Source organism: Vibrio algicola (assembly GCF_009601765.2).
In the GTDB taxonomy this organism is placed as follows: Bacteria; Pseudomonadota; Gammaproteobacteria; order Enterobacterales; family Vibrionaceae; genus Vibrio; species Vibrio algicola.
Genome location: NZ_CP045699.1, coordinates 2,155,872 through 2,178,233, shown reverse-complemented (window position 1 = coordinate 2,178,233; position 22,362 = coordinate 2,155,872). Strand labels below are relative to the sequence as shown.

General features: G+C 43.3%; 20 protein-coding genes, 1 tRNA gene, 1 pseudogene and 1 riboswitch. Of the genes and pseudogenes, 12 read left to right on the top strand and 10 right to left on the bottom strand.

Annotated elements, in window-relative coordinates; genetic code table 11:
* Nucleotides 1–71: 71 nt before the first annotated feature.
* Nucleotides 72–1,139: a class I SAM-dependent methyltransferase gene (locus tag GFB47_RS09920; protein ID WP_153447836.1), complete on the top strand. Its 1,068-nt coding sequence runs from the start codon at nt 72–74 to the stop codon at nt 1,137–1,139.
* A gap of 172 nt (nt 1,140–1,311) precedes the next feature.
* Nucleotides 1,312–2,555: pseudogene (locus GFB47_RS09915) on the top strand (NAD(P)/FAD-dependent oxidoreductase).
* 145 nt (nt 2,556–2,700) lie between these two features.
* Here GFB47_RS09915 and GFB47_RS09910 read toward each other — a convergent pair.
* Together GFB47_RS09910 and GFB47_RS09905 are read right to left on the bottom strand one after the other, a co-directional pair.
* Nucleotides 2,701–3,831, bottom strand: a complete 1,131-nt coding sequence (locus tag GFB47_RS09910) for an HlyD family secretion protein (RefSeq protein ID WP_153447835.1) — start codon at nt 3,829–3,831, stop codon at nt 2,701–2,703.
* Nucleotides 3,831–4,313, bottom strand: a complete 483-nt coding sequence (locus GFB47_RS09905) for a DUF3302 domain-containing protein (RefSeq protein WP_153447834.1) — start codon at nt 4,311–4,313, stop codon at nt 3,831–3,833. Before GFB47_RS09905 ends, GFB47_RS09910 begins: the two co-directional genes overlap by 1 nt.
* A 212-nt stretch (nt 4,314–4,525) precedes the next feature.
* Between GFB47_RS09905 and GFB47_RS09900 the strand changes: the two genes are divergently transcribed.
* The 5 genes from GFB47_RS09900 to GFB47_RS09880 all read left to right on the top strand — a co-directional run bounded on the left by GFB47_RS09900 (nt 4,526) and on the right by GFB47_RS09880 (nt 9,266).
* Nucleotides 4,526–5,527 (top strand): bile acid:sodium symporter family protein, encoded by a 1,002-nt coding sequence (locus GFB47_RS09900; RefSeq protein WP_225874266.1) that lies wholly within the window; start codon nt 4,526–4,528, stop codon nt 5,525–5,527.
* Nucleotides 5,524–6,210 (top strand): mechanosensitive ion channel domain-containing protein, encoded by a 687-nt coding sequence (locus tag GFB47_RS16775; RefSeq protein ID WP_153447833.1) that lies wholly within the window; start codon nt 5,524–5,526, stop codon nt 6,208–6,210. The genes GFB47_RS09900 and GFB47_RS16775 overlap by 4 nt, the downstream gene beginning before the upstream one ends.
* Nucleotides 6,211–6,411: 201 nt before the next feature.
* Nucleotides 6,412–7,026, top strand: a complete 615-nt coding sequence (locus tag GFB47_RS09890) for an acetate uptake transporter (RefSeq protein WP_153447832.1) — start codon at nt 6,412–6,414, stop codon at nt 7,024–7,026.
* A gap of 135 nt (nt 7,027–7,161) precedes the next feature.
* A riboswitch (FMN riboswitch) is annotated at nt 7,162–7,314 on the top strand.
* A gap of 156 nt (nt 7,315–7,470) precedes the next feature.
* Nucleotides 7,471–8,133, top strand: coding sequence for a 3,4-dihydroxy-2-butanone-4-phosphate synthase (gene ribB / locus GFB47_RS09885; RefSeq protein ID WP_153447831.1), 663 nt, complete (start codon nt 7,471–7,473; stop codon nt 8,131–8,133).
* Between the two features lie 284 nt (nt 8,134–8,417).
* A complete protein-coding gene (locus GFB47_RS09880) occupies nt 8,418–9,266 on the top strand; it encodes a 3-hydroxyacyl-CoA dehydrogenase NAD-binding domain-containing protein (protein WP_225874313.1) in 849 nt (282 codons plus the stop codon).
* Between the two features lie 83 nt (nt 9,267–9,349).
* On the opposite strand, the gene GFB47_RS09875 is transcribed toward GFB47_RS09880, so the two are convergent.
* The 5 genes from GFB47_RS09875 to rpsU all read right to left on the bottom strand — a co-directional run bounded on the left by GFB47_RS09875 (nt 9,350) and on the right by rpsU (nt 14,181).
* Nucleotides 9,350–9,426 (bottom strand) — tRNA-Ile (locus GFB47_RS09875).
* 176 nt (nt 9,427–9,602) lie between these two features.
* Nucleotides 9,603–11,447, bottom strand: a complete 1,845-nt coding sequence (gene rpoD / locus GFB47_RS09870; protein WP_153447830.1) for an RNA polymerase sigma factor RpoD — start codon at nt 11,445–11,447, stop codon at nt 9,603–9,605.
* 188 nt (nt 11,448–11,635) lie between these two features.
* Complete coding sequence (gene dnaG / locus GFB47_RS09865; protein WP_153447829.1) at nt 11,636–13,396, bottom strand: DNA primase; 1,761 nt, start codon at nt 13,394–13,396, stop codon at nt 11,636–11,638.
* Between the two features lie 98 nt (nt 13,397–13,494).
* Nucleotides 13,495–13,938 carry a GatB/YqeY domain-containing protein gene (locus GFB47_RS09860; protein ID WP_153447828.1) on the bottom strand — a complete coding sequence of 148 codons (444 nt, stop codon included), beginning with the start codon at nt 13,936–13,938 and terminating at the stop codon, nt 13,495–13,497.
* A gap of 27 nt (nt 13,939–13,965) precedes the next feature.
* Entirely contained in the window at nt 13,966–14,181 is a 216-nt protein-coding gene (rpsU, locus tag GFB47_RS09855) for a 30S ribosomal protein S21 (protein WP_153447827.1), read from the bottom strand.
* Nucleotides 14,182–14,413: 232 nt separating this feature from the next.
* Here rpsU and tsaD point away from each other — a divergent pair, with 232 nt between their 5' ends.
* Nucleotides 14,414–15,433: a tRNA (adenosine(37)-N6)-threonylcarbamoyltransferase complex transferase subunit TsaD gene (gene tsaD, locus GFB47_RS09850; RefSeq protein WP_153447826.1), complete on the top strand. Its 1,020-nt coding sequence runs from the start codon at nt 14,414–14,416 to the stop codon at nt 15,431–15,433.
* Between the two features lie 131 nt (nt 15,434–15,564).
* Here tsaD and plsY read toward each other — a convergent pair whose 3' ends face one another.
* Nucleotides 15,565–16,161, bottom strand: coding sequence for a glycerol-3-phosphate 1-O-acyltransferase PlsY (gene plsY / locus GFB47_RS09845; protein ID WP_153447825.1), 597 nt, complete (start codon nt 16,159–16,161; stop codon nt 15,565–15,567).
* A 138-nt stretch (nt 16,162–16,299) separates the two neighbouring features.
* Here plsY and folB point away from each other — a divergent pair, with 138 nt between their 5' ends.
* Both folB and folK read left to right on the top strand, forming a co-directional pair.
* Nucleotides 16,300–16,659, top strand: coding sequence for a dihydroneopterin aldolase (folB, locus tag GFB47_RS09840; RefSeq protein ID WP_153447824.1), 360 nt, complete (start codon nt 16,300–16,302; stop codon nt 16,657–16,659).
* On the top strand, nt 16,656–17,144 hold the full coding sequence (folK, locus tag GFB47_RS09835) for a 2-amino-4-hydroxy-6-hydroxymethyldihydropteridine diphosphokinase (RefSeq protein ID WP_153447823.1): 489 nt from the start codon (nt 16,656–16,658) through the stop codon (nt 17,142–17,144). Before folB ends, folK begins: the two co-directional genes overlap by 4 nt.
* Nucleotides 17,145–17,251: 107 nt before the next feature.
* Here the strand turns inward: folK and GFB47_RS09830 are convergent, their stop codons facing one another.
* Together GFB47_RS09830 and GFB47_RS09825 are read right to left on the bottom strand one after the other, a co-directional pair.
* Complete coding sequence (locus tag GFB47_RS09830; RefSeq protein ID WP_153447822.1) at nt 17,252–18,022, bottom strand: undecaprenyl-diphosphate phosphatase; 771 nt, start codon at nt 18,020–18,022, stop codon at nt 17,252–17,254.
* A gap of 155 nt (nt 18,023–18,177) precedes the next feature.
* Nucleotides 18,178–19,404: a multifunctional CCA addition/repair protein gene (locus GFB47_RS09825; RefSeq protein ID WP_153448210.1), complete on the bottom strand. Its 1,227-nt coding sequence runs from the start codon at nt 19,402–19,404 to the stop codon at nt 18,178–18,180.
* A 172-nt stretch (nt 19,405–19,576) separates the two neighbouring features.
* Here GFB47_RS09825 and GFB47_RS09820 point away from each other — a divergent pair, with 172 nt between their 5' ends.
* Together GFB47_RS09820 and GFB47_RS09815 are read left to right on the top strand one after the other, a co-directional pair.
* A complete protein-coding gene (locus GFB47_RS09820; protein WP_153447821.1) occupies nt 19,577–21,316 on the top strand; it encodes an AAA family ATPase in 1,740 nt (579 codons plus the stop codon).
* Nucleotides 21,316–22,179, top strand: a complete 864-nt coding sequence (locus GFB47_RS09815; RefSeq protein ID WP_153447820.1) for a general secretion pathway protein GspB — start codon at nt 21,316–21,318, stop codon at nt 22,177–22,179. Before GFB47_RS09820 ends, GFB47_RS09815 begins: the two co-directional genes overlap by 1 nt.
* The last annotated feature ends 183 nt before the right edge of the window (nt 22,180–22,362 follow it).

Sequence of the window (22,362 nt, the reverse complement as noted above, 5' to 3'; positions counted from 1 at the left end):
TCTTGTGATAGAAATTATTCGCTAGTATTGAGTCACATACGTCATTTTCTTTCATTTTTCAGGACGAACCTTTGAATACTTACCAAACTGATCCTTATACCGCTTTAGAGGCGAAGACCGAAGCGCAAAAACTCGCCTTTGCTCCGATTGTTTTTCATACCGCCCGCACCTTGCGTGATTTAGGTATTTTAACCGCGCTTGATCAAGCTAAAGATGATGGCCTAGCAGCAGCTCAAATTGCCCAACAAACCCAAGTTTCAGAGTATGGCGTAAAAGTATTACTCGATATGGCATTAAGTGCGCGCATTGTCACTTGGCAAGCACCGAATTATGTTATTGCTAAGCTCGGTTACTCCTTATTGCATGACGGAATGACCCGCGCCAATATGGATTTTACCGCCGATGTTTGTTATGCCGGCATGATGCACCTCACTGAAGCGATTAAAGAAGGCACACCTGCTGGGCTGAAAGAGCTGGGTGACTGGACCACCATCTACGAAGGGCTTTCAAGCTTGCCAGAAAAAGCCAAACAGAGCTGGTTTACCTTTGATCATTTTTATTCTGATAACTCATTTCCAGTGCTGCTAAAGAAAATATTTTCGAGTCAGCCAAAGCAAATTTTTGATATCGGTGGCAATACTGGTAAGTGGACATTACAGTGCTGTAAACACTCGCAAGATGTGGCGCTGACCTTGATTGATCTGCCGCAACAGATCGCGCTGGCGAAAGAAAATGTGGCGCAACATGGTTTTTCAGATCGAGTGACGTTTTATCCTGCCAACATGTTAGATAAAAGCCAAGATCTGCCACAAGGTGCTGATGTGTGGTGGATGAGCCAATTTCTTGATTGTTTCTCGCCAATGGAAATTTTAAGCATTTTACGCCGAGTGCGCGCCGCCATGAAGCCAGAAGCCAAAGTGTATATTCTGGAATTATTTTGGGATGCCCAGCGTTACGAAGCCGCATCTTATAGCTTAAATGCCACCTCGCTTTATTTTACTTGTCTGGCTAATGGTAATAGTCGTTTTTACCGTAGCGAAGATTTTTTAGAAATCGTCGCGGAAGCTGGTTTCAATGTTAGCGAGCGTACCGATGATATTGGTTTAGGCCATACCTTATTAGAGCTAGTGGCGAGCTAATACCTAGAGGTGTCACTAGCGGGGCATCGAATTACTTTGACCGGTATTTCGCTTCGATTTATCAAGGCGCGATTAACATAATTCTTCGATAAAAATGTAAAGTGCATGGAAGTATTTTTCTTCGGCAGCTTGCCACATAACAATGGAACAAGAATGACAGCAGGAACAGAAGATGATTAAGCAATGCACTCAAGTCGCTATTATTGGCGCAGGCCCATCCGGTTCAGTTGCCGCTGCACTGTTAAAGCAGCGTGGTGTCGACTGTATCGTTTGGAACGAAGCGTTTTTCCACGTTTTTCGATTGGAGAAAGCTTGCTCCCTGCTTGTATGGAAACCCTCAAAAAAGCCAATATGCTTGATGCGGTTAATGATGCTGGATTCCAATTTAAAAATGGCGCGGCATTTCGTCGCAACGATGCGTTTACCTATTTTGACTTCACCGATAAACATAGCCTTGGCGAAGGTACGACTTTCCAAGTTCAGCGTGGACCGTTTGATCAGTTATTAGCTGATGAAGCAATAAAGCAAGGAGTCGAGATCCGTTTTCAAAATACGGTGACCGCCGTTGATATTGAGGCAGATAAACTGTTGTTATCTGTAACCGATGAAAGTGGTGAAGGCTATCAAATTGAAGCGGAATTTATCTTTGATGCCAGTGGCTATGGTCGAGTGCTACCGCGCTTATTGGATTTAGAATTGCCATCGGATTTTCCTGCACGCAAAGCGGTATTTACGCATGTGGTGGATAATATCGACGACAGCACCGCACAAGCGATAAGCTATGATCGCAATAAAATCACCATCTATGTCCATCCAGATAATAGCGATACTTGGTATTGGTTGATCCCATTTTCAAACGGTGTCTGCTCATTTTGTGTGGTGGCAGCCCCTGAATTTTTTGAGGCTTATCCGCAAGATTCGATTGCCGCATTAGAGCAATTAATTAGCGAAGAACCTCATTTACGCCAGTTATTTGTTAATGCGACGCTGCCTAACTCTGGTGGCGTGATTGACGGTTACTCGGTAGATGTGAAGCATTTAGCTACCTCTAAATATGCGTTATTAGGTAATGCGGGTGAGTTTTTAGATCCGGTATTTTCATCCGGTGTTACGATTGCGATGAAATCGGCAGAGTTAGCCGTGGACGCATTATTGCCACAACTAATAAACGGTGAAACCGTCGATTGGGATAAAGCCTGCTCGGAGCCATTAATGATCGGAGTCGATACTTTCCGCGCTTATGTTGAAGGTTGGTATGACGGCCGCCTGCAAAGCGTGATTTTCACCGAGCACCCAAATCAAGCAGTGAAGCAAAAAATCAGTGCCATTCTGGCCGGTTATGCTTGGGATACCAGCAATCCATTTGTTGAAAAACCGCAAGCTAGACTGACCACACTCGCGGAGTTGTGTTCATAATTAGAGCGTAGCAGATATAAAAACACCCCATTAGTGCAAAACTAATGGGGTGTTTTTTTAGGTTAACGCTTTGCTCGGTACTCAATGTTGATAGGCTATTAAAGTTGATAGGCCATTAAATTTATGCCATCGACATCAGTTAGCATTAGTGATCGAGGTAAATATAGTTCTGCCAACTCTTCATGCGGATCAACACTTTACGCATCACCGCTACATGATGGAAATGCTCAGTATATACCGCGATCTCGGCGTTAACCCCAAGTGGTAAGTTATAACTTGAGAGATCATCGGTAACCTTAAACAGCACCATAGTACGACCTTGGGTGTTTAGCGTGCTGGTGCCAAGTAACGAACCGCTGGCTTGAATTTGACCCTCAGCAATTGCCGGGATCACTTGTACCAGTTTGGCTTTAAAGACTCTTCCAGGAATCGAGCGGAACAACAATTCTGCATCATCACCCACACTTAAGCGTTGTAACGAATTTTGACGAAATGCACCGACAAAATAACGGTCTTGTTTGTTTACAAATGTCAGCATAGGTTTTAGTGGTAATGGCACCGCCATCATACCTGGGTGCAACGCCAATTGAGTAACATAACCTGTGGTGGGCGCGCGAACCGTGGTTTGATCTAAATCGAACTCGGCTTTATCGAGCCTTGCTTGCGCCTCGGCGACATCGGTATTGATGCCATCCACTTGGGATTCAAATGCCAATTTAGCTTCATTGGCACTGGCGATCGCAGCGTTGTAAGCGGCCTGAGCTGCTTTAGAGGCTTGTTGGCGGTCATCAACTTGTTGCACGGTAAAGGCACCACGTTTGTAACCTTTAAGGTAACGTGCAGCTTCACGCTTGGCTTTGTCTCGCTCTGCTTCTGCTTGAGCGGCGATCGACTGGGCTTGCTTGTAAGACGACTCTAACCTAAGAACATTTTGCTGCGCGGCGGCTACCATAGCTTTACGTTGCGTGACCACAGACTTAAACGGGGTGTCATCAATTTTAAATAATACGTCACCTTGTTGTAATAAGGTATTCGGCTTAACCGGAACTTCAGTTACGCGTCCTCTGACATTCGGCACTATAGGGGTTGTCGCATAAATTTGTCCACCGACTTGGGTGAAAGGATGATTGTAATTCATTAATAAAATCAAGGTGCCGATCAACGCAATACCACCGAGTACTGCCGTAGGAACGGTCCATTTATTTAATGGAATACGAAATATTTTAAAGATCGCCACACAAAAAGCGGCGTAAGTCAGAATCAGTAATAAATCCATTATTTAGCCTCTCCATCAGTACTTTTAGGATCGGACTTCTCTACATTTGAGAGTGGGAAGCTCGAGGAGTCGGATTGCGCTGGATCATGATTTAATGGTGCTTGTGATGAAGCATCCTGCGGCGTAACGGATGCGTGTTGCTGAGAAAGGAGTAACGACAGTTGAGTGATTTGTTGTTGTAGCCCCGTGACTTGCTCGGTAAGAACATCGACTCTATGGTGAGCATCTTGTTGCTCTTGCTCTATTTGTTTAAAACCCCAACCGCGATCTTCGCGCCATAATGTTGCCCAAATCCACAGAAACGGCCACAGTACATGTAAAGTAAATAAACTGACCCAACCCGCAACATGAATCGCATCTTGGTGGGGGTGATTACGAGATTTTGAAATTTCGTATGGAATGTCATGCAGTGCAATTAATCCATAGAAAAGGAACAACACTACAAAAATAAGTAGGCCGAGAGCAAAATAGTCTAAAAACATAGGGACTCCTTAAAGTTTTTTGATGATAATCTGACTAGAGAAAATAACATTTTATCTATCGGACTGACTGAAATGAGTATATGTCAATTTAAGGTTAATGTAATGAGTTAATATCGTTACTGTTATAGATCTAGCAATTGAAATGTAAGTATTTTTATTATTACGAGCATGGTGTAATAATAAAAGGATTGTGATAATAAATGGCGATAAACATGATAAAGGCAATTAAGAAAGAATGGTTTTTAGTCGCAATGGTGGTGGCAATGGCGCTGGCGACTGTTATCCCTAATGTCGGTCGTTCTGGCGGATTGTTGCATTTAGACCAAGTGACAGGGATAGGCATTGCAATTGTGTTCTTTTTGCACGGCATTGGTTTATCGCCGCAAGCATTAAAAGATGGCGTCAATAATTGGCAGCTGCACCTGTTTATTCAGTGTACCACCTTTGTCGTTTACCCTTTGTTATGGGTGATCTTTGGTCATGGCATGCAATCGATCATGCCTGCGGCTTTAGCGTTTGGTTTTTGTTTTTTATTTGTACTGCCGAGTACCATTTCATCTTCTGTTGCCATGACCGCGATTGGCAAAGGTAATATGCCGGGCGCCATTTTTAATGCGTCACTATCGAGCATTTTAGGCGTGTTTATTACCCCATTTCTTATCCAGTATTTTATGGGGCTTGCTGGTGGGGCAATCAATATAATGGATTCGATCACGTCAATTTCGAAGTTACTGTTATTACCGATGGTGCTAGGGCAACTTTTGCGTCCGCTATTATTTAGCTTTATTGAAAAGCATAAAAATATTGTAGGAAAACAGGATAAATACGTCATATTGTTAATTGTATTTAACGTTTTTAGTGATTCAATTGCAGAAGGGATCTGGCACAGTTTTTCGGTCGATGATTTACTGCTGTCAGTGGTGATTTGTTTGGTGGTGCTGCTATTTATCGTAAACTTTATGCGTTGGAGTGCGAACAAGATCGGTTTTAACCATGCAGACGAAGTCGCGGCGGTATTTTGTGGCAGTAAAAAAACCTTGGCTGCAGGTATTCCTATGGCTAAAGTGATCTTTGGCGCCGATCCAAGGCTGGGAATGATCTTGCTACCGATTATGATTTATCATCCATTACAGATTTTTTATTGCGCAATTTTAGCCAGCCGTTACCAAAAGCACGCCTTAGCGCTTGAGCAACAAACAAGGACAGAACCATGAACCAAGAATGGATCGCGATACTGCAACAATATTATCAATGGATTATTACCGTAGTGGTATTGATCTTCTATCCGATGTTACGCCGCATTCCTGCTCGAATTTTTTTAGGCAGTATGAAAACGGGGATCAGTCCTCACCGTAAACATCGAGCCACCTTATTACTGAACACTATTACTTCAATAATTATCATTGCGCTGTTATTGATGGCGTGGGGAATAGAGTTGCGTGGTTTGCTGGTGGTCGGTTCATCGATGTTTGCACTACTCGGTGTAGCGTTATTTGCAGGTTGGTCTTTGCTAAGTAACTTAACCAGCTTTCTTATATTATTTGGACAAAATGATTGTCGAGTCGGGCGCTGGGTGCGAGTAATTGATGGTGCCAATTATATTGAAGGCGAAATCACAGAAATGGCATTTATGAGTGTCCAGTTACGAAATATCGACGGTAATGTGGTGCTTTATCCAAACAATCTATTTTTAACGCGACCTGTGATTGTATTAACAACACCGCCACAAGCAAGTTCACCAGCCGATAGCACTAAAACAGACAGCAGCAAAACAGACAGTGCAAAAATAGAACCACTACTAAAAGCAGAGACGGTTACGATTGAAGATCCGAAAGTAGAGAAAAAACGTTGGATGAAACGTTCTCGAAGCCATTCTCATAACAAACCAATGCAATGATAATTTTTTGCTGTTAATCTATTGAATATTAATCATTTTAATTTAGATTGAATTCGGTTTTTATATCGAATTCATTCTAAATAACATGATTTAAAATAGTTTTTTGTGATTTAACTCGTAAAAATAATTTACAAACCTAAAATCATCGACAATAATACGCCGCTTTTCTTTGTTCCGATCATATTTTAACCAGGTAATATTATGTCAACGCCAAATTCTGCAAAACCAGCAAATCCAGCACCATTAGGCCTAATGGCTTTCGGTATGACCACTATTTTATTAAATCTACATAACGTAGGTTTATTCCCATTAAGCTCTGTTATTTTAGCCATGGGCATCTTTTACGGCGGCATCGCGCAAGTTATCGCCGGTATCATGGAATACAAAAACGGCAACACCTTTGGTACCACTGCATTCACCTCTTACGGTATGTTCTGGTTATCATTAGTTGGCTTGATCTTAATGCCAAGCATGGGTCTAGGCGAAGCAACGTCGGAAGCATTCCTTGCCTCTTACCTTGCGATTTGGGGTATCTTCACGACTTTCATGTTTGTAGCCACTTTAGCGCGCTACCCAGTAGCCAAACAAACCGTATTTGGCAGCCTAGCAGTATTGTTCTTCTTACTAGCGGCTGGTGACTTCACCGGCAGTGTGGCGATTGGTCACCTTGCTGGCGTAGTGGGCATCTTCTGTGGCTCAAGCGCGATTTACCTTGCAATGGCCACCGTGATCAACAATGAATTTGGTCGTACGGTATTGCCAATCGGCGAGAAAAAAGTATCAGCATCGGTAGAGTCTATTAAAGCCGCTGCTTAATACTGAATAAAAGCAACACGATGAAAACCTCAGTCATATGGCTGGGGTTTTTTATTGTTTGCGATTTATGAGATAGATTTTATTTTGAGGCTGTAATACTATTGAACCACACCATTAGGTGTTAACAATTTTATTAATTATTCTCAGGGCGGGGCGCAATTCCCCACCGGCGGTATATAGCGCAATACGACGTTATCAGCCCGCGAGCGCTTGATCTCATGATCAAGGTCAGCAGATCTGGTGAGAACCCAGAGCCGACAGTGATAGTCTGGATGGGAGAGGATAAATATACGCGTTGCGTTGAAGTTAATACTTCACGATGACGGGTATGACATTTAGTATTTTACTAAGTGAGTTTGACCTTGCTTGCGCGATTTAAAATGCATGGCACTGTCTTACCCCTTCTGCAATAGCCCTGATTCTGGTACCTACAGGAGCTTTACCATGAATCAGAACCAACCTTCTCTACTTGCCGAATACGGTAACCCAATCGAACGTGTTGAAGCGGCATTAGTGGCACTACAGCAAGGTAATGGCGTATTAGTGCTTGATGATGAAGATCGCGAAAACGAAGGCGATATCATTTATTCAGCAGAAAATCTGACCGATGCACAAATGGCATTAATGATCCGAGAAGGCAGCGGTATTGTGTGTTTATGCTTGTCTGATGAGCAAGCCGAGAAACTGGCATTGCCGCCAATGGTAGTTAATAACAACAGCCAAAACCAAACGGCTTTTACCGTGTCGATTGAAGCTAAGCAAGGCGTGACAACTGGCGTTTCAGCAGCTGATCGCGTCACAACCATTAAAACTGCTATTTTTGCGGATGCCAAGCCTGATGATCTGGCGCGTCCTGGTCATGTGTTCCCATTGCGTGCGCGTAAAGGTGGGGTGCTGAGCCGTCGCGGTCATACCGAAGGCACAACCGATCTGATGCAATTAGCCGGTTTAAATCCTGCGGGCGTATTGTGTGAAGTGACCAATCCAGATGGCACTATGGCACGAGCACCCGAGATTGTCGCTTTTGGTAAATTGCATAATATGCCAGTCTTAACCATTGATGATATAGCGTTATATCGCGAAGCGTTAATGAAGAAGCAAGCGTAACGCTCACCAATAAGTCGAAGCTAGATTAGAAAACTCGAACCGAAAATAACCAGGTTCGAGGTTTTTTTATGCCGCTAGCAAAATACTCTCCATGAATGTGATGTAAGCGTGATTTTTATTTTTCAAACTGGCGTTTAATTACTGGATCGTTAGTAGCACATAAAAAGAGGCAACAAAATGTAAACATCAACACTAAATAAAATCATGATTATTGGTTCAGGTGTACTTGGCGGTCAAATCGCTTTCCAAAGTGCATTTAAAGGCAAAGATGTCATTTTTATGATATTAATGATGAAGCGTTAGATCGCTGTTGTGCTGCGCATGCGAGCTATCATGCGATATACAAAGATCAAGTTGGTGCTACTGAAGCTGAAATTAACGCGGCGATTCAGCGCCTCACTTATACCACTGATCTAGAAGGTTCGGTGGAAGGTGTGGATTTTGTGATTGAAGCTGTGCCAGAAGTACCAGAAATTAAAAATAGCTTTTATGCACAATTAGCGGCATGCCTACCTGAAAAAACCATTATCGCCAGCAATTCTTCAACGCTTTTACCAAGTGATTTTGCTGCCGTGACTGGTCGTCCAGAAAAATTCTGTGCGCTGCATTTTGCCAATTATGTATGGGAATATAACTTTGCCGAAGTGATGGCTCATGCCACTACGAGTGAAGCGACACTAGAACAAGTATTCAAATTCGCGATTGAAATTGGCATGGTGCCAGTACCAGTTGAAAAAGAAAGTAACGGTTACGTGCTAAATGATTGGTTTATGCCTTTATGCCAAGCCAGCTTAACGCTATTGGTTAACGGTGTCGGCTCGGCAGAAAATATCGACCGTTCATACATGCTATTTAATCGTGGCGGTAAAATGGGTCCACTCGCAATGCTGGATATGGTTGGTATGAACACCGCGATCAATATTCTTAATTACTGGGGTAATGTCGGTAACGATCAGCAAATGCTCACCAATGCTGAATACCTAAAAACCCATTACGCCGATAAAGGTCACCTTGGCGTATTAAGCGGCCAAGGCTTCTACACCTATCCAAACCCAGCGTTTGAATCAGACGATTTCTTATCTGTGCCGAACTACGACGTAGTGGCTGAAATGGTGGCAAAAACCAAGCATTAATACTGTTGTCGCTTGCTAAAACCTCAAGCAATACAAACAAAAAAGGCGTAGTAGGAATTAACCTGCTACGCCTTTCTTTAATATGGTGGCCCCTCCCAGACTCGAACTGGGGACCTAACGATTATGAGTCGTGCGCTCTAACCAACTGAGCTAAGGGGCCAAATTTGTGCTGTGATTATAGGGGAATGAGTGAAAGCTGTCTAGACTCTAGGTTGCCCAATTGTGTACGCTTTATAACCACTTAAACCAATATTCTATTCTAGACGCAAAAAAGGTGAGCTAAGCCCACCTTTTTAATTATTCATTACAGCAAATGTGCGTATTCAATAAAGAATATTACTCGTCTAGGAAGCTGCGCAATGTTTCTGAGCGGCTTGGATGACGAAGTTTACGCAGTGCTTTCGCTTCAATCTGACGGATACGTTCGCGTGTTACGTCGAATTGCTTGCCCACTTCTTCTAACGTGTGGTCGGTGTTCATATCGATACCAAAACGCATACGCAGCACTTTCGCTTCACGTGGCGTTAGACCTGCTAGAACATCTTTAGTGGCAAACTTCAAGCTGGTTGAGGTTGCAGAGTCTAAAGGTAGCTCTAGGGTAGTATCTTCAATAAAGTCACCTAAGTGCGAATCTTCGTCATCACCGATAGGTGTTTCCATTGAGATTGGCTCTTTAGCAATTTTCAGTACTTTACGGATCTTGTCTTCCGGCATTTGCATGCGTTCAGCCAATTCTTCTGGTAACGGTTCACGACCCATTTCTTGTAGCATCTGACGAGAGATACGGTTCAATTTGTTAATGGTTTCGATCATGTGTACCGGAATACGAATAGTACGTGCTTGGTCGGCAATTGAACGAGTGATTGCTTGACGGATCCACCAAGTCGCATAAGTTGAGAACTTATAACCACGACGGTATTCAAACTTATCAACTGCTTTCATCAAACCAATGTTACCTTCTTGGATCAGATCCAAGAATTGTAAGCCACGGTTGGTGTATTTCTTCGCGATAGAAATAACCAGACGCAAGTTCGCTTCAACCATTTCTTTCTTGGCGCGACGAGCTTTTGCTTCACCGATAGACATACGACGGCTAATGTCTTTAATGTTTTGTACGCTTAACGACGTTTCATCTTCAATGGTTTTTAGCTTGTAGATGCAGCGACGAAGATCTTCCTCACTTTGACGAATTTTCTCAGAGTAAGGTTTGCCTGACGCTAATACGTCATCTAACCATGCATCGGAAGATTCATTACCAGTAAAGGCTTGGACAAATGCTTTTTTCGGCATTTTTCCGTATTCAACCACGGTACGAATGATCAAGCGTTCTTGAGTTCGTGCACGATCCATTGAGTTTTTCAAACCATTAACAAGGTAATCAAACTGTTTTGGGATCAAACGGAATTGACGGAAAACATCCAAGAATTCTTGTTTGCTGGCGTTAATCGCTTTGCTTTGACGACCGTGTTCATTGATCGACAATTGGAGATTCTGATAAGTATTACGAAGCTCAGTGAAGCGTTCAAGAGCAAGCTCAGGATCGATACCTGTGTCTTCTTCTTCCTCGTCCTCATCTGAATCGCTGTCTTCATCATCTTCGTCATCACTGTCATCATCACTAACAGCAAGCTCAGAACCAACGTGTGTTGCGGTTGGCGCAGCATTGCCATCATCATCAGGATCAACAAAGCCTGAAATGATGTCAGTAAGGCGAAGCTCTTCAGCTTGAACTTTATCGAACTGTTCAAGGATGTAAGAAATAGTGCCAGGGAATTCTGCAACCGAACACTGTACTTGGTTGATGCCATCTTCAATGCGTTTTGCAATGTCGATTTCACCTTCACGAGTCAGTAGTTCCACTGTTCCCATTTCACGCATGTACATACGGACTGGGTCGGTGGTGCGGCCAATTTCACTTTCTACGCTTGAAAGTGCGGCAGCAGCGGCTTCGGCTGCATCTTCATCGGCTACGGCTTCATTCAACATTAGATCGTCCGCATCTGGTGCGGTTTCAACGACTTGGATGCCCATGTCGTTAATCATTTGAATGATGTCTTCTACCTGTTCTGAATCTACGATTTCTTCAGGTAGGTGGTCATTTACTTCGGCGTAGGTCAGATAGCCTTGTTCCTTACCTTTTGCGACAAGTAACTTTAGCTGTGACTGCGGATTTTGATCCATCGACGATATCCAACTTGAGGTCTGAGTGAAGAATATTAGTATGCGAAATGCAAACCGCCAATAATAACAAATTTATTCATTGCTGACCACCGAGCTTTAACAACCCAAAGTTATACCAACTTTAAACGCGGTACGCTTTAAGTTTTGATTGCCTGAGTGTTAATGACTAAGTGGTTGGAGCGAGATAACTAAGGACGTTGAAGAATCAAGTCTTGCAACTCCCGTCTCTCCTCGACTGATAAGCCGGAGCTTCTTTCTCTCGCTTGCAAAGTTTCAATTTGTTTACTGATACATTGAGCTAGTATTTTATCCAATGTATCTAAAAAAACATCTTGTTCATTATCATCATTGAGGGGGATATCCCAATTCATTAATCTTGACAATAATGCTTCAATTTTGGTTTCACGCCAGTTTTCTATTAACTGACCCGACTTGATATGGGGCTTTTCTCGACAAATATCAAGTACGTTGAGCAATAAACTTAATCCGGGTATGTCTATATCTTTAATACTGGTTAGATCCGGTACTAATTCAGCATAGCTCGGTTTTTGCAAAAGCAGAGCAATAACTACCCTCATTGGGGTGCGTTTTATTTCTTTATGTGGTTGAGGCACGCTTTGCTGTTGGCTGGTTTTTGAAATCAACTGTTGCAGTTGTCTTTCGTCCAATAGTCCGAGTTTTTTACCGAGTAAATCTCGTAAGTATAGTCGTAATGTGCCACCAGGGACTTTTTCGATCAAAGGGACCGCTAATGCTGTAAGTTTAGTTTTACCTTCATTGCTACTGGTATCGACTTCCTTCATCAAGGTGCCAAATAAAAATTCAGACAATGAGGTGGCATGAAAAACTTGTTGCTCGAACGCTTCTTTACCGTGCTGGCGAATGTAAGTATCAGGATCTTCACCATCGGGTAAAAACATAAATTTTAGTTGTCGGCCATCATTAAGATAAGGCAGGGCATTTTCCATTGCGCGCCAAGCGGCTTCTCGGCCAGCGCGGTCACCATCATAACAACACACCACAGTCCCGGTTTGACGATACAAGAGTTGCATGTGATCGCCTGTGGTTGACGTGCCCAATGCCGCAACAGCGTAATCGACGCCATATTGCGCCAGTGCCACCACATCCATATAGCCTTCAACCACTAAGATCTGTTCTGGATCTTTGTGACTCTGCAATACGTCGTATAAGCCGTATAGCTCTTTGCCTTTATGGAATACGGGGGTTTCTGGTGAGTTAAGGTATTTGGGTTTTTCATCACCAAGTACACGGCCACCAAAGCCAATAACTCGGCCACGGCGATCATGAATCGGGAACATCACTCGACCACGAAAACGGTCGTAGCGGTTGCCTTTTTCGTTCTCAACCAACATGCCGCCTTCAACCAGCATGTCTTGAATATGGTTTTGTTGGCCAAAGTTTTTGCGCACGCTGTCCCATTCATCGGGCACATAACCAATACCAAACTTTTGAACGATTTCACCCGATAGACCGCGATTTTTTAAATAATCAATCGCCGCTTTATTAGCGCCCAGTTTAAGCTGAGAGCGATAATATTGGCTAATACTGCCCAATAAATCATAAAGATTGCGTTTTTGTTCAGCGTTAACTTTGGGCGTGTTTGATTGGATTTCTTGGCCAGTTGCGCTTTCGCGTGGCACTTCTAAACTCAACTTGCTGGCTAGCTCTTCTATTGCCTCTACGAACTCGAGACGTTCGTATTCCATCAAAAAACCAATCGCATTCCCGCTGACGCCACAACCAAAGCAATGGTAAAACTGCTTGTCTTGGCTGACGTTAAAAGAAGGGGATTTTTCGTTATGGAAAGGGCAGCAGGCGGTGTAGTTCTTCCCTTGCTTTTTTAACTTAACGCGCGGATCTATCACATCGATAATATCGGTGCGAGAAATAACATCGTCGATAAAGTTGCGGGGAATTCTTCCAGCCATAAAGAAGTTTGAGTCCTTAAAATACAAACAAGCCGTGCGATCCCGAAGGAGTGCACGGCTTATTAAAACTTAAGCTTGGGAAATTAAGCTACCTAAGATTAGGCCAGTTTAGAACGAACTAAACCACTTACTTTGCCCATATCTGCACGACCTTGAAGTTGAGGTTTTAATACCCCCATTACGTTACCCATGTCTTGCATGCCCGCAGCACCAGATTCAACAATAGCACTTTCAATCAGTGCAATCACTTCTTCTTCGCTTAACGGTTGAGGCATAAATTCCTCAAGTACGGTAATTTCTGCTTTTTCAGCATCAGCAAGATCTTGACGATTTGCTGCTTCAAATTGCGTAACAGAATCGCGACGTTGTTTAACCATCTTAGTCATTATCGCAATGATGTCTTCATCGGTAAGCGTAATACGCTCATCGACTTCACGTTGCTTAATGGCTGATAGAGCTAAACGAATAGTGCCAAGGCGCGGTTTGTCCTTGGCTTTCATCGCTGATTTTTGCTCTTCTTTGAGTTGTTCAATTAGAGCCATAACTCAGTCCTTAATTGGAATAAGTTATTAGTACAAGCGAACGCGACGAGCGTTTTCGCGAGACAGCTTCTTAGCATGACGCTTTTGAGCTGCTGCTTTAGCGCGTTTACGTACAGTTGTTGGTTTTTCGTAATGCTCACGACGACGCACTTCAGAAAGAACACCTGCTTTTTCGCAAGAGCGCTTGAAACGACGTAATGCTACGTCAAACGGTTCGTTATCACGTACTTTAACTACTGGCATATGCCTTTCACCTCAGGGGTTATTATTTAATGCTGATTCTTACAATCGACCCTAAAAAGTTAGAGTAGATATTAATCAGCCAGATCAAAATGGTGCGGAATTTTAATCCGATCACTACCTATTTGTAAAGCATTATCAAGGTAAGAACTGGTTAATTTTTTTCCGAGGCGGTAAGATTACCCATAATTTAAGAAAAATCAACTATTCGACACCATTGGTCGTGAGAAATTTTATGCGCATTTTAGGAATTGAAACATCGTGTGATGAAACTGGCATCGCTATTTTTGATGAACAACAGGGTTTGTTATCACATCAACTGTACAGCCAAGTAAAATTACACGCCGATTATGGTGGCGTAGTGCCTGAGCTGGCATCGCGAGATCACGTTAAAAAAACCATCCCTTTAATTAAGGCGGCCTTAGCAGAAGCTGGCTTAACCTCAAAAGATATTGATGGCGTGGCTTATACTGCAGGTCCTGGACTAGTCGGGGCGCTATTGGTTGGCGCAACTATAGGCCGCAGTTTGGCTTATGCGTGGGGCGTTCCTGCTGTACCTGTGCATCACATGGAAGGGCACTTACTTGCACCAATGTTAGAAGACAATCCGCCAGAGTTCCCATTTGTGGCATTGTTGGTATCGGGTGGTCACACCATGATGGTCGAAGTGAAAGCGATTGGTGAATACACTATTTTAGGGGAGTCGGTCGATGATGCCGCCGGTGAAGCGTTTGATAAAACCGCTAAGCTGATGGGATTGGATTACCCTGGTGGACCATTATTATCGAAGCTGGCAGAAACGGGCACCAAAGGGCGTTTTCGATTCCCACGCCCAATGACCGATCGTCCGGGCTTGGATTTTAGTTTCTCCGGTTTAAAAACTTTTGCCGCTAATACCATTCGCGCCAATGACGATGATCCGCAAACTCGCGCAGATATCGCTTATGCGTTCCAAGAAGCGGTATGTGACACCTTGGTGATTAAATGTCGCCGCGCGCTAGAACAAACTGGTTTAAAACGTATCGTGATTGCCGGTGGCGTGAGTGCCAACAAGCAATTGCGCTTGTCATTAGAAGCGCTCGCGAAGAAAGTCGGTGGTGGAGTGTATTATCCACGAACTGAATTTTGTACCGATAATGGCGCGATGATCGCGTATGCCGGAATGCAGCGTCTACGCAATGGTGAGATGACTGATTTATCGGTGCAAGCGCAACCTCGCTGGCCGATTGATCAATTAAAACCGATCACTGAGTAATACCCACTCCATTTTGATAAATTATTAAATATCTGGAATGGGTATAACCACAACTTCAGCTCTATCCATAAACTAAAAACGGCAACCTATTGAAGGTTGCCGTTTTTGTTGGGTATGCTTTTGATTCGGGGCTAGATCGTACTCTTCGATTTCACTTTTGGCTCACTGCCATCGATCAGGCGTTTGATATTTTGATAGTGCCGAAAGATAATTAAGCACGACAGCATTGCCACCGGAATAGTGTACTGCGGCTTCACCATCCAAGTGTAAAACGGGATCAACAGCGCGGTGATAATCGCCGCCAGTGATGAGTAACGAGTAAAGAAAAAGGTCATTAACCAAGTGGTGATCACCATGCCGGTTAAATCCAGTCCAATCGGGGCCAGTGTTCCTAATGCCGTCGCCACCCCTTTACCGCCTTTAAAGTGAAAAAATAACGGATAGATATGGCCGATACAAGCCGCTAAGCCAATAAAGCCTAACATTAAAGGTTGAATATTAAGAAAGTAACTGGCCCATACCGGGATCATGCCTTTTAACACATCACATAATAATACAGCAACGGCCGCCCATTTACCGCCGACTCTTAATACATTGGTGGCGCCGGGGTTGTTTGAGCCTTGGGTGCGAGGGTCGGGAAGATGGCAGACACGACAGATCAGCACCGCACTCGAAATGGATCCGAGTAAATAGGCGAGAATGATCATTATGAGTACCACTATGCTCATAGTCTTCCTTGGAGGTAGTGTATTATCTTGAAGTTACTTGGGTATATAATATTATGCTCAGCATCTTACGTGTTTTTATACCGCTTGGGTATCCGATCAGTCACACTCAAGGGGAAAAACCAATCAAAAGGAATCAACATGGCTTTGGATAAAGTATTTATCGACCAACTCGAAGTGATCACCACCATTGGCGCGTACGATTGGGAGCAAGAGATTAAGCAGAAGTTAGTACTTACTATTGAAATGGCGCATGATAATAGAAAACCCGGTTCAAGTGATGATGTAGAAGATGCTTTAGATTATGCCAAAGTGAGTCAGGCGGTGTTGGCGCATATTGAGGGTGGTCGATTCTTGTTGGTAGAGCGAGTAGCAGAAGAAGTGGCGCAATTAATTATGCAAAGCTTTAATGTGCCTTGGGTTAAAATCCACTTAACCAAACCAGGCGCAGTACCACAAGCTAAAGGTGTTGGCGTGATCATTGAACGAGGCCGTCTGTGACCCTAGCTTACATTGGGGTAGGCAGTAATCTTGAGCGGCATCAGCATATCCAAGCAAGCTATCAAGAATTATTAAAAGTAAGTAATCACTTACGCTGTTCTGCTGTGTATGAGTGTCAACCGGTTGGTTTTGATAGTCATGCTTTTTATAATTTGGTCATCGAGATAGAAACCTCTCTGTCTTTGCTTGAACTGCAACAAAGGTTAAAGCAAATCGAGCTAAAATGGGGTCGAGCCAAAGATGCCCAGAAGCTGCAAGATCGTACTCTTGATTTGGATATATTGCTGTTTGGTGAGCAGGTTTCAATCGATAACCCAGTGTTACCGCGAAGCGATATTTTCAACTATGAATTTGTGCTGAAACCATTGTATCAACTAAACCCTTATTTAGTCTTACCTGATGATTGCCGAACGGTTGCGAAGGTATGGCAGCAGTTTGAAAAAAAAGGCAGTTTAACGGTGGTTGAGTTTAAATTTACGCCTTAAGCTCTAATGACAATAAGTTCTAATGGTTCGAAAATGAACATAAAAAAAGCAGAGAATATGATCTCTGCTTTTTTGATTTAGCTGTTATGAATAGCTGGTTAGGGTTATTACAACCACGCCATGCCCAGCAATAACAAACCAAATAGAATGCGGTAAATACCGAAGCCGACAAAGGTAAATTTGGCTAAGAAATTGATAAACCATTTGATCACAAAGTAGGCCACGATAAATGCGGTGATAAAGCCAACTGCTAAGTTGATAAAGTCGCTACTAGTGAAATTTTGATAATGCTTTAATAAGTCATAACCTGATGCCGCCGCTAAAACTGGCAAGCCAAGCAAGAATGAAAATTCAGCACAAGTTTTACGATTCAAGCCAACTAACATCGCGCCAATAATGGTTGAACCCGCGCGGCTTGTGCCGGGAATTAAAGCAAAAATCTGCGCAAAACCAATCCACATAGCTTGCTTCATGGTGACGTCATTTACATCGGTAGTCGGGCATTGTTCTTCTTTATAAAAGCGCTCAACCCAAATAAAGATGATACCACCGATAATAAACATAGTGCCAACAATAGTGACACTAAACAACGCTTTCACAATATCACTCATCAAGAAACCAATAATACCAATCGGTAAAAATGCCACTGCAACTTTGACCCATAACGAGAAATATTTAGGGTGGAATTTTTCTTTATAATTGGCAATGACCGCTAAAATAGCCGCAACTTGGATGATAACTTCAAAGGCTTTATTTGAGGCAGTATCAGGAATGTTTAACCATTGGCTGGCAACAATCATATGTCCGGTCGACGAGATAGGTAAAAATTCCGTGATCCCTTCAATGATACCGAGAATAATAGCGTGAAAAATATGCATATCGAGTTGTGATCCTTATACATTCCATTACATCAATAATGGCGATTTAGCGTTAATGTTAAAAAATTATGCACACTTTGCCTTGCTAACGGTTAACAATCAACCTTGTAACGGGCTTATTTGCGTTATTGACAATAACCTTACTTATATCGTACTTATGACAGTGCTAATTTGATCTGCTCAATACTGGCAATGCGCTGCTTATCCAGCTCTCCTCGAATCGCTTTACCCTGAAAACCTTGGGCAATAATATCACTGACATCAATCGCGTTTGCAGCTTGATAATAAGCTTGTAGGCGCTTGGCTTGAGGATACGGTTGTCGCTCCAAGCCTTTGCGCCCTTGATGGTCCGCTTGGCAGCAAAGTAATACTTGCTTAAAACGTTCAGGTCGTCGCCAAGCATCGAGTTGACTCAGGAGTTTGAGGGCGGTTGAAGCTTTTAGTTCCGCCGCGCGATGAATATTGGAATGATGCTGGCAAACCAGTAGTGCTAGCTCTCGGCATTCATTTGGCACTTTCACGCGCGTGCTGAGGGCTTTGATTAAGTTAAGGCCAGTATGACAATGCATCTTATGACTTGGCCATTCGGACTCAGGAGTGACCCCTTTGCCTAAATCGTGCACTTGAGCAGCAAAACGGACACTGACTTGTGAGCTTAGTAATGCCGCTTGCTCTGCCACCATTAAAGTGTGAATGCCGGTGTCGATTTCTGGGTGCCATTTTTCAGGTTGAGGTACGCCAAATAATGCGTCGATTTCCGGTAAGATCACCTTTAAAGCGTCGCAATCTTTGAGCACTTGTAAGAACACTTGTGGGGCGGATGTTGTTAACGATTTATGCCACTCTTGCCATACACGTTCCGCAGTTAGGTGAGTCAGTTCTCCACTGTCTGCCATGCTTTTCATTAAGGTTAGAGTTTCTGGCGCTACGCGAAACCCTAACGGTGCTAACTTAGCCGCAAAACGAGCCACACGCAGCACTCGCAGAGGATCTTCACTAAAGGCGTCGGAAACGTGGCGCAAGATCTTATTCTCAAGATCGGCTTGGCCACCGTAAGGATCGTACAAGGTACCTTGTGCATCTTCAGCAATGGCATTAATGGTGAGATCGCGCCGAGCCAAATCCTGTTCGAGGGTGACATCGGGGGCGTAAAAGCACTCAAAGCCGTTATAGCCTTGGCCCGATTTACGTTCTGTGCGAGCAAGGGCATATTCTTGTTGGGTTTTGGGGTGTAAAAATACCGGAAAGTCTAACCCGACCGCGCGAAAGCCTTGGCTTAGCATTTGCTCGGGCGAACTGCCGACCACTACCCAATCTTGGTCGTGACTGGCAATGCCAAGCAATTTATCGCGCACCGCCCCGCCTACTAAGAATATCTCCATCATCAATCCTATTTCCATTCGCTAGCAATATGCTATTCATTTACACCTAATATGCCAACATTCTAACAAGAAAGCGAAGTACACCGCATGTGTGTAGCTATAAATAAAGTGGCGATTAGTGTAGTTTAGGACGCATTAGAGAGTGAATCTCCCGACGATTTGAGAGTGTGACATGTACAAGGACTTTTTTGGCCTATCAGAATTACCGTTTACCATAGTGCCGAGCTCGCGTTATATCTTTTTAAGTGCCCGTCATCGAGAGGCGATGAATCACTTGCAAGCCGGTTTAGGTGGTGGCGGCGGGTTTGCGTTATTAACGGGGGAAGTAGGAACCGGTAAAACCACGGTATCCAAAGTCATGTTGACGCAACTGGAAGATAACGTCAAAACCGGATTATTGCTCAATCCAACTTATAGCGGTTCGGATTTATTGGAAGCGATTTGTGATGAGTTCTCAATTGAATATCAAGAATCGGCATCATTAAAGCAATTGACTCAAGCGATTTACCTCTACCTACTTGAGAACCACGGCCAAGGGCTGCAAACCCTATTATTGATTGATGAAGCCCAGCATTTATCGGCAGCAGTGCTTGAGCAGTTACGCTTATTGACTAACCTAGAAAGTGAAAGCCAGAAGCTACTTAAAGTGCTATTAATTGGCCAGCCAGAATTGCAATATAAACTGCAAACGGAAGAGTTGCGCCAATTAGCTCAGCGTATCACCGGTCGTTATCATTTATTGCCTTTGAGCACCCAAGAGGTGGCGCAATATATTCAATTTCGAGTAAAAGTTGCTGGCGGCAGTTACGATATGTTTAGCGCCAAAGCAGTCAAAAAAATAGCCAAGCAAACTTATGGTGTACCTCGACTGATTAATTTAGTGTGTGATAAATGTTTGTTGTATGCCTACTATGGCGGCGAGCCGATGGTGTCGGGGGCGATCGCCGCCAAAGCGTGTGAAGATGTGATGACATTTCAGCGTCCTACGTCTACTCAACTGGCCAATGGATTGGTGCGAATGGGCTCTCAACAAACTCATGCAGGTTTACAGCATCAGGGTTTTCAATTGGCAGCTAAGTCAAAAAAACCTTGGTTGAGTTACAGCATAAGTCTGATACTTGGCGTTGCGGTCGCAGTATCAGCTTGGTTGTATGCCCCGCAATTATTAAATAAAGCCACGGGTTTAACCTCCAAAATAGCCTTATCCAATCAAAGTTCAACCCAACAAAAAAATAACCAAACCGACCCTGTTATTAGCACGAATACCGAACAGGTTGAGCAGCTTATTTCCCCTTATATTCAATTAAGCCATAATCCAATTAGTGCGATGCAGTCATTATTTTCATTATGGGGTTATCAAGTTGATAGTTCTGATGCCAATTGTGACCAAGCGGTTCGAGCCGATTTATATTGCTATCAATCGAAAGGCAGTTTAAATGATCTGGCAGTGATCAATCGCCCGGCAATGTTGACGCTACAAGCCAATTATCGCACCTATTTTGCTATTCTTTACCGAGTAAATAAAAGCCAATCGGAATTGTTGTTAGCTGATAAACGGGTGCGAGTACCCAATCAGTGGTTGGCAAAGAATTGGAACGGAGAGTATCAATTACTTTGGCATAGTAAAATGGCCGATCAAACCTTAAAAATCAATGATCGTGGTTCAAATGTGACTCAGTTAAATAATGAGTTATCTCAGGTTTTAGGTGACTCATTATCACAAACTTCAGTGTTTGATCAGAGGGTGAAAAGTAAAGTTGAAGCCTTTCAAATGTGGCAAGGGATCAATGTCGATGGTATAGCCGGTAAAAAAACTTTGATGCTTCTCGATAGCTATTCCAATACGAATGCACCTCAATTGTTGGTTTCACCGACCAAAGCGGTTTCTCCAAAAATTGGGAGTGAGAGCTAATGTCGCAAATGATGAAGGCACTACAACAATCAGAACAAGCACATCAATCTCAACTGCAACCTAAGCCTGATGTCGCCAGTTATCGTTATGTTCCAGTACAAAAAACAGCGCGCAAATGGTTGATGGTCGCTTTGTTTGTTTTACCTTGTTTGGTGGTGCTGGCTTGGTTGTTGATTAAGCCACTAATAACGCCAAAACCGATTGAAAAAGCACTACCGACAGCGATGGTGCAATCAAAGCCAACTGCCGAGTTATTACCTTTTCCATCGGTGGGGGATTTACGTCCGTTACCTGCTAAAAAAATAAAGCCAAAACCAGCAGTAAGAAAAGTCACTACAGTGGCGAGTAAACCTAAGGAATCAAAATCGCAAGGTCGCGTGATCAAAACCAATCAAGTCAATGCTTCATCAGAGCAAAACCAAGCATGGAATGTCGATGATATTGATATGTCAGGTGTGTCTTCGGATATTGCCGAACGCTTTAAGCAAGCAATGGAAGCTCAAGAAGTCTCAGACGATACGCCAACGTCAATCAGCGAAAAAAGCACCACTCAGACTTATAAAAATCCGAAGTCTTATGCTAGCAAGCCCCAACCTAATCCGACTTTTGATAAGCCGATGGTGAACTTAGTGGGTAATGAAAAACGCTATAAAGGTCGACTGCCTAAAATGAATTTCCAAACGCACATGTATTCTTCTAAATCGAGCAGTCGTTGGCTTAAAGTCAATGGCAAAGATATGCACGAAGGAGATTGGATCATCGACGATACGGTGCAGTTAGAAAAAATTCTACCGGGTAGTTTAGTGGTGCATTTTGATGGGCAGAATATTCAAATTCCCGCTTTATATGAATGGGGTGGTTAGGCAATTTTTCCTACCAAATAATCTAGAAAAAACATAAAAATCGTGGTCTAGTGCCACGATTTTTTTTGCTTGATATTTTTAAATGCGCGCCATTTTCGCAACGTAATCGATTTCTTATTGATAATGGCAGCATTTAGCGCAATGTTTGTTGTGTTTTTGATGGTAGAATTCGCGAGTTTGTTT

Bases quoted from the DNA above. Each gene is read 5' to 3' on its own strand.
- GFB47_RS09910 (WP_153447835.1), bottom strand. From the start codon at position 3,831: ATGGATTTATTACTGATTCTGACTTACGCCGCTTTTTGTGTGGCGATC.
- GFB47_RS09905 (WP_153447834.1), bottom strand. From the start codon at position 4,313: ATGTTTTTAGACTATTTTGCTCTCGGCCTACTTATTTTTGTAGTGTTG.
- GFB47_RS09900 (WP_225874266.1), top strand. From the start codon at position 4,526: ATGATAAAGGCAATTAAGAAAGAATGGTTTTTAGTCGCAATGGTGGTG.
- GFB47_RS16775 (WP_153447833.1), top strand. From the start codon at position 5,524: ATGAACCAAGAATGGATCGCGATACTGCAACAATATTATCAATGGATT.
- GFB47_RS09890 (WP_153447832.1), top strand. From the start codon at position 6,412: ATGTCAACGCCAAATTCTGCAAAACCAGCAAATCCAGCACCATTAGGC.
- ribB (WP_153447831.1), top strand. From the start codon at position 7,471: ATGAATCAGAACCAACCTTCTCTACTTGCCGAATACGGTAACCCAATC.
- rpoD (WP_153447830.1), bottom strand. From the start codon at position 11,447: ATGGATCAAAATCCGCAGTCACAGCTAAAGTTACTTGTCGCAAAAGGT.
- dnaG (WP_153447829.1), bottom strand. From the start codon at position 13,396: ATGGCTGGAAGAATTCCCCGCAACTTTATCGACGATGTTATTTCTCGC.
- GFB47_RS09860 (WP_153447828.1), bottom strand. From the start codon at position 13,938: ATGGCTCTAATTGAACAACTCAAAGAAGAGCAAAAATCAGCGATGAAA.
- rpsU (WP_153447827.1), bottom strand. From the start codon at position 14,181: ATGCCAGTAGTTAAAGTACGTGATAACGAACCGTTTGACGTAGCATTA.
- tsaD (WP_153447826.1), top strand. From the start codon at position 14,414: ATGCGCATTTTAGGAATTGAAACATCGTGTGATGAAACTGGCATCGCT.
- plsY (WP_153447825.1), bottom strand. From the start codon at position 16,161: ATGAGCATAGTGGTACTCATAATGATCATTCTCGCCTATTTACTCGGA.
- folB (WP_153447824.1), top strand. From the start codon at position 16,300: ATGGCTTTGGATAAAGTATTTATCGACCAACTCGAAGTGATCACCACC.
- GFB47_RS09830 (WP_153447822.1), bottom strand. From the start codon at position 18,022: ATGCATATTTTTCACGCTATTATTCTCGGTATCATTGAAGGGATCACG.
- GFB47_RS09825 (WP_153448210.1), bottom strand. From the start codon at position 19,404: ATGGAGATATTCTTAGTAGGCGGGGCGGTGCGCGATAAATTGCTTGGC.
- GFB47_RS09820 (WP_153447821.1), top strand. From the start codon at position 19,577: ATGTACAAGGACTTTTTTGGCCTATCAGAATTACCGTTTACCATAGTG.
- GFB47_RS09815 (WP_153447820.1), top strand. From the start codon at position 21,316: ATGTCGCAAATGATGAAGGCACTACAACAATCAGAACAAGCACATCAA.